Genomic DNA, 5,808 nt, shown 5'->3' with positions numbered 1-5,808 from the left:
TCTCAGGCAGCTATCGTGTCTCTGTCGTCCGGTTTTCTCCCCCTCAGTTGGGCTCGTCTTGGGATCGTCAAAACAGTTATCTCGTCAACGGTGGTTTGTTCAGTCAGCAGAATTTCCATAGGTGAATTCAGCCGCAGTCTTCCCTCCGAGATGCTGAAGTATGGACTGATAGCGGTCGGAATTGGGGCCCTCGCCAGCCTCGCGCTAGCAAACGGACTGGGAATTGTGTGACGGTGTGGCAGAGACAGAGACAGCCAAGTTACTGCGTCGAGTCTGGATCGACAAGCGACCTACTACATCGAGGCGTGTTCTCCTCCACTCACCCACAGATTGAGAGAACCACGGAGTCGTCGCCGACTCAATGAATGAATCCACGGTATGTTCTATCACTTGATTTGGAGTGAAACAGCTGCTCAGTAGGTGTGCGAATTGACCGATTACTCGTTTACCACTCGTTTTTTATAAATGAGATATGCTAACGGACTCATTAGAAGATAAATGAGAGCGGTCATTCCCAAAAATAGCTCGCTGGAATCTATCGCTAAACTATAGAATAGACCGAGTCCAACAAGAACGTATGCCGCAGCGAGTGCCCAAATAATTCTCATCGTACATAATGAGTTGGTGCCTGTTGAGATAATGATTGTGGAGCCTTTGCTCTGTACTGACCATAGCAAGACAGAATATATCGCCTGTTAAGGAGTTCAACAGAGCTGCCCCGTTGAAATCCACAGGAAGTTCTCTGTTCATCCCTCGGTCGTCCGCCACGACCCGGCGGATGTCCTCTATCACGTTGTCAAACTGGCATTCGACTATACAGTCGTTATTGGTCTGGACCCTGCCAGCGAGCTACCTCGCCTGTTGCGCCGTTACGAGTTGCAAAGATGATTACTTCATCGCCGTCTGAATCGACGGCCGTCTGGAGTGTTGTCTCTGTTGACACAGGCTCGGCGGCACCGATCGACCCAGCGTAGTCGGCAAACGATCCGGGGGCCTCAGTCGGTTGTGCAACGAGGACTTCTGCCATCGTCTCGTCAACAATCTCGACAGAGAGGCTTCCAAAGTCGCCAGCATTTGGCGGTTCGTACTCGAAGGAGAGTGCGTCTTCGGGAACGACCACTTCGTCGGTCAGTTCGTCACTGGGAACACTAACGGTATCGAGTTGACCGATCGCATCATCGTCGGTAACTGCAAACACAGTCACTTCGTCGTCTTCGTCGGGATCGACTTGGACAGGGACACCGTCCCCAGCGCTAATCGTGCCGTTCGTCCTGGTAACTTCGTTTTCTCCCCGAGACTCGGCTTCGACACGGAGCCCTGTTGCGTCCGTGTCTTCTGTGACCTGCACCCAGAGCTGCGGGAGACGTTGCCCGGTCGCCGGCTGGTACCAGTATTCAAGCGCATCGAGTGGAACAAGCTCCCGCGCTTCTTCGGGTGTAATTTCTTCCCGCTCGTCGCTACCAGCGCCGTCACTCATGGTCCCGATCTCTTCTACGTCGTACGTCCCGTGTGCGATAGCGCGATCGTCATCGACATCCACTGTGGCATCGACTGCCGCCGATCCGAACGTCGTCTCGACAGTTGTTTGCCTGTCTTCGCTGAGTTCGTCGGCCGTCAGAGCAAACCGAGAGTCGATGGTTGCTGTCTCCGCGTCGACCTCAATAGCAGTTACAACGTCTTCACCTACTGCTGGTTCGAACTGTAGCTCGTCGTCGGTGAAAGCTGTGACATCGTCAAGAGTATATTCACCTTCATGAACCGGACCAATCGTTCCAAAGATAATGTCGCCCTCACCGGCCTGTTCGAGTAGCCACGTAGCAGTTTCGTGTTCTTCGGTGATCTGGGGCCGGTCAGTATCGTCAGTTTCGGCTATTCGTTCCAGTTGATCGTCGTCGGGCGCAGCCAACACTGTTGTTTCGCTGATCGCCACCACTAGGGAGTCCTCAACCCCTTCCGGAACGTCGATCGGTTCGTAGCGATCGAACCCGTGGACGGTGCCGGACTGTTCGTAGGTGGCCGCAAATGAGGTTGAATCGTCGGTAAGTCGTTCGTTTAACTCTTCGACATCAAACGCTCCTGTAAGGACAACGGCTTCGTTGACAGCGAGCAGTTCGTCAGCCTCCGACTGCGTCGCCGTTTCCGGATCGACAACAGCAGACAGGTTGGTACTCGCTAGCGAAAGCACAGACAGGCCGACAGCTGAACCACCAACATCGGACGGAAACGTCATCAGCGGATCGTCGACCGAGTCGTCCAGAGAGAAACCTCCCCCGCCCACTTCGCCGCTTGTGTCGAGGCTGGCGTACGAAAATAGTACAGAGTCGTCGTCCGGAAGCCAGTCCGCATACGCGGGGAGTGACTCCACATCATCTGCTGTCTCGTCTGTTGTCGGTCCGTCGTCTACTTCACTGTCGTCGCCGCCGTCAGCAGCGTTGAGACAGCCAGCAACTGCAACTGACCCCGCACCGATGCTCAGCAGTACCGCACGTCGACTTCGACTCTCGGGTTCGGATGTTGAGGGCTCAAATTCGGGGGACATACTGTTATTTTCTAGTTCAGTGAAATATAGTATCTTCGAAACCAGCTAGTGTGGAGAGGCTCGGGTTGGTTCGACAACTACTATTCAGGAGGAGAACTCTCTTCCACTTTCGGTAAATCACGACGATTAGCAAGGTAGTACAGCAAGACGACAAAACCGGCTGTCGGCACGAAGACTCCAAGTTCGTACTTAAGCGGCTGTTTGAGGCCGAGACGCTTCGTGTCGTATCGCACGAGCAGCGAGGCGGACAGTTGTAGACAGATGACGAGAACCAGCAGCAAGACAACGAGGTCAGACATTAGACTTCGGCTCCCTGTTGCAGGATCGTCTATCGATGAATTGTAACTTTATGACTGACGGCTCTGTTGAAATCCTATTCTTCAGATATTCTCCTGAAACAACGGTTCGCTGAAGGCTGCGAATGGTGTACTCCGGTCTATTCGTTCGTTGGAGTTCTCCACTCGTTGATGAGAGTGGGAAGGATGACTCCAACCCCAATGAGGATAGTCCCTTGAAGGGCCATATTATCGGTGACGGTCGTTGAAGCGTACCAGAGAACAACTCCAAGTACCACGAAAACACCCACGATTTTCGTATCTGTGCTAACCATGTCCAAAAATAGTCACGGAGACATCATAATTCTACTGGACAGTACACACCCTGTACTTACCGAAGCCACACACCACATCGAGGCGGGTTCTCCCACCTGTGTCGGTATGAAACAGCAGGTAAGTGTGTGTGCGCAACGATACACCTCTGCCACTTGAGTCCTGTCCTCGCTTGCAGTCCGAATACGCAATTTTAATTGTGTCACGTGGCCCTCTCTATAAGATGGATGAGGCATCGAGTCGGTCCCCCTCCAGATTGACGACGAGCCGAATACATCCCCATATACGGATCGTCTGGGCGATCAAATGGCTGCTTATCGGCGTCGCCGCAGCAATTGTCGGAACGGTCGTGCTGTCGTCAGAATCAGACCTCGAAACGCCCCTTCTCGCCATCGCGGCTGCGAGTCCCGTTGCCGGAATTCTGCTGTCGTTCGTCCGTTACCACCGTTACCGATATGCGGTTTCCGACGATGGCGTGTACGTGCGCCGCGGGCTGATTACGATCAGCGAGACGGTTGTGCCCCCCGAGAGCATCCAGCAGGTCGACGTCGACGAACCGCTCCTCTCGAGGCCGCTCGGGCTCGTTTCCGTCCGGATCTACACTGCGGGGGCGTTCGGCGGGCGGGTTGCGATTCCTGGACTCGACAGGGAGACGGCGACCGACCTCGCTGACCGACTCGACCGACTCGCAAGAGGTGAATCCGGCGTATGAGTACGCACACGAGTCTGAAGCCTGACATCGACTCGATCCCGGTCAGAGCGCTCGAGAACGTCGACTTCACGACGGTCGCGATGCTCGCGGTGATGCTGACGATACTCGACGGCGGCCTGATGTCCGGAATCGACGCAATCGTCTCGGGGATAGTGAACCTGGTGTTAATCACCGTCGTCGTCGTACTCTTTCAACTCATTCTTGAGGTCGTCCGGTGGTGGCAGTACGAACTCACTCTCAAGAAGGAATCACTCGTCGTCCGTTCCGGAATCCTCCGCCCAAAACAACGGACGATTCCCATCTCTCGGGTCCAGCAGTCGACGATCTCGACGACGACGGTCAGCCGTCTGTTCGGGCTCGCCGCCATCGAGTGCGAGACCGCCGGCAATCCCGACGAGGCCGATCTTTCGATACGATACCTTAGTCAGGAGGATGCCGAGGATCTCCAGGGGCGAATTCGATCGGCCACCGATGTCGATACGACAGCGTCGGAGCCGTCGGATCGCCGTCGCATCTTCACGCTTCAGCCGCGAGAACTCGCCTTATACGGCGTCACTCGGACGCACCCCAAAACAGTACTCCTCGCCGTGGTGGCGTGGATCGGAGCCAACTACTTCGAACCGGACGCGATAACCGACCTGCAAGCGACCGCAATCACCATCCTTGAGGATCTCTTTCCGGTCTCACCTGCGGTTCTATTGGGGCTAGTCCTTCTCGGTGGTTGGCTTGCCGGTGTTGGTCTCGCGATCGAACAGATGGCTAACTTTCGTCTCTCCGCGGGCGAGGACTCATTCAGGCGACAGCACGGCTTCATCCGGACGACTGACGCGGACGTCTCGACCGATCGGATCCAACTTGCTCGCGTGCGATCGAACCCGCTCCATCGGGCGCTGGGGTTGGCGCAGGCTGACATCGGAACTGCCGGACTCTCAGACCCCAGCCCGTTCGGTCTGCAGTGGCCGCTCGCGCCGCTGGCCCGACGTGACGTTGCATGGGAACTTCTCGAGCAAGCGGTCGGCGTCGATCGATCGGTAGTCGAGTTACAGTCGCTCCCGATCCGCGCGCGCCGGCGATACGCCGTCAGATACACTCTCGCGGTCGTCGTTCTGGCCGTTGGCACGGCGATCGTCCAACAGTTTGTTCCGGCGATTGGAGCGATTCCGCTCCTGCTTTTTGCCCCCCTCCTCATACTTTCGCCGCTCGCGGCCCACGTTACGTGGACCCATCGCGGGTACGCGTTACTCGACGATCACATCGTGGTCCGGCGCGGCTTCTGGACGCGTCGAACGTACGTCGTTCCGGCCGCCACCGTCCAGAACCTCACCGTCTCTCAGAGCCCGTTTCAGCGACGTGTCGACCTTGTGTCGGTCCGACTCGACGTTGCATCTATGCCGTTCCTACCGGGCGTTGCGTTACCCGATGTTGAGGAGTTGGTTAGAGGACAAATTCAGGACCAAGTGCTTGAAGACAATTCCGATGCCAAACCTACTAAGACAACAACCGGCACGTGATTTTACTGTACTGAGCGATCCGTGAGTTCTCTGTATTGACCGTTCACTAAGCGTGCGTATCTTGCAACAACAATTACTTCTGCTGATGATACGAATTTAAGGTATGGACATTCTCTCCACGTACAATGGCGCTCTCCTCCGTGTAGGACTCTATCTGTTGATATTCTGGCCAACGGTTGGATATTACGTGTATCAGGACAGTAAAAAGCGGAATCGCTCGTCACCACATATCCGAGGGGTCGTCTACGGGTTCTTTGGGTTACTCGGGTTAATTGCGTATATCGCGCAAGAGTAGAGGTTAACCTTCCGACCCATCCGTTCTAGTTTAGTGGAGAAATACCACGCCATCTGCTGATTGGAGACCGTCGCAACTACCTGTCTGAGAAACCCGGTGGGAGTTATGCCCTACTCACCACCGGATTCGGTGATTGTTGATCG

5 protein-coding genes and 1 pseudogene are annotated in these 5,808 nt (G+C 55.4%); 3 read left to right on the top strand and 3 right to left on the bottom strand.

Going from position 1 to position 5,808, the window contains the following annotated elements:
• A pseudogene (locus WDJ60_RS18665) lies at positions 1 to 231 on the top strand (hypothetical protein); the annotation flags it as partial.
• A 592-nt stretch (positions 232 to 823) separates the two neighbouring features.
• Here WDJ60_RS18665 and WDJ60_RS18660 read toward each other — a convergent pair.
• From WDJ60_RS18660 to WDJ60_RS18650, 3 genes are all read right to left on the bottom strand, one after another.
• Positions 824 to 2,539 carry a hypothetical protein gene (locus WDJ60_RS18660; protein ID WP_340102292.1) on the bottom strand — a complete coding sequence of 572 codons (1,716 nt, stop codon included), beginning with the start codon at positions 2,537 to 2,539 and terminating at the stop codon, positions 824 to 826.
• 80 nt (positions 2,540 to 2,619) lie between these two features.
• Complete coding sequence (locus WDJ60_RS18655; RefSeq protein WP_340102290.1) at positions 2,620 to 2,838, bottom strand: hypothetical protein; 219 nt, start codon at positions 2,836 to 2,838, stop codon at positions 2,620 to 2,622.
• Positions 2,839 to 2,975: 137 nt separating this feature from the next.
• Positions 2,976 to 3,149 (bottom strand): DUF7987 family protein, encoded by a 174-nt coding sequence (locus WDJ60_RS18650; protein ID WP_340102288.1) that lies wholly within the window; start codon positions 3,147 to 3,149, stop codon positions 2,976 to 2,978.
• Positions 3,150 to 3,370: 221 nt separating this feature from the next.
• Here WDJ60_RS18650 and WDJ60_RS18645 point away from each other — a divergent pair, with 221 nt between their 5' ends.
• Positions 3,371 to 3,859 carry a PH domain-containing protein gene (locus WDJ60_RS18645; protein WP_340102286.1) on the top strand — a complete coding sequence of 163 codons (489 nt, stop codon included), beginning with the start codon at positions 3,371 to 3,373 and terminating at the stop codon, positions 3,857 to 3,859.
• The gene (locus WDJ60_RS18640) at positions 3,856 to 5,370 is read left to right on the top strand and encodes a PH domain-containing protein (protein ID WP_340102284.1); all 1,515 of its coding nucleotides are present in this window, start codon (positions 3,856 to 3,858) and stop codon (positions 5,368 to 5,370) included. Before WDJ60_RS18645 ends, WDJ60_RS18640 begins: the two co-directional genes overlap by 4 nt.
• Positions 5,371 to 5,808: the final 438 nt, after the last annotated feature.

The organism is Salinibaculum salinum, from assembly GCF_037645885.1.
Lineage (GTDB): Archaea > Halobacteriota > Halobacteria > Halobacteriales > Haloarculaceae > Salinibaculum > Salinibaculum salinum.
Note: the sequence above shows the minus strand (reverse complement) of the source record. Positions and strands in the feature narration are given on the sequence as shown.

What these genes read in the sequence shown, in the direction of transcription:
- WDJ60_RS18660 (WP_340102292.1), bottom strand. Translation starts at nt 2,539, where the DNA reads ATGTCCCCCGAATTTGAGCCCTCAACATCCGAACCCGAGAGTCGAAGT.
- WDJ60_RS18655 (WP_340102290.1), bottom strand. Translation starts at nt 2,838, where the DNA reads ATGTCTGACCTCGTTGTCTTGCTGCTGGTTCTCGTCATCTGTCTACAA.
- WDJ60_RS18650 (WP_340102288.1), bottom strand. Translation starts at nt 3,149, where the DNA reads ATGGTTAGCACAGATACGAAAATCGTGGGTGTTTTCGTGGTACTTGGA.
- WDJ60_RS18645 (WP_340102286.1), top strand. Translation starts at nt 3,371, where the DNA reads ATGGATGAGGCATCGAGTCGGTCCCCCTCCAGATTGACGACGAGCCGA.
- WDJ60_RS18640 (WP_340102284.1), top strand. Translation starts at nt 3,856, where the DNA reads ATGAGTACGCACACGAGTCTGAAGCCTGACATCGACTCGATCCCGGTC.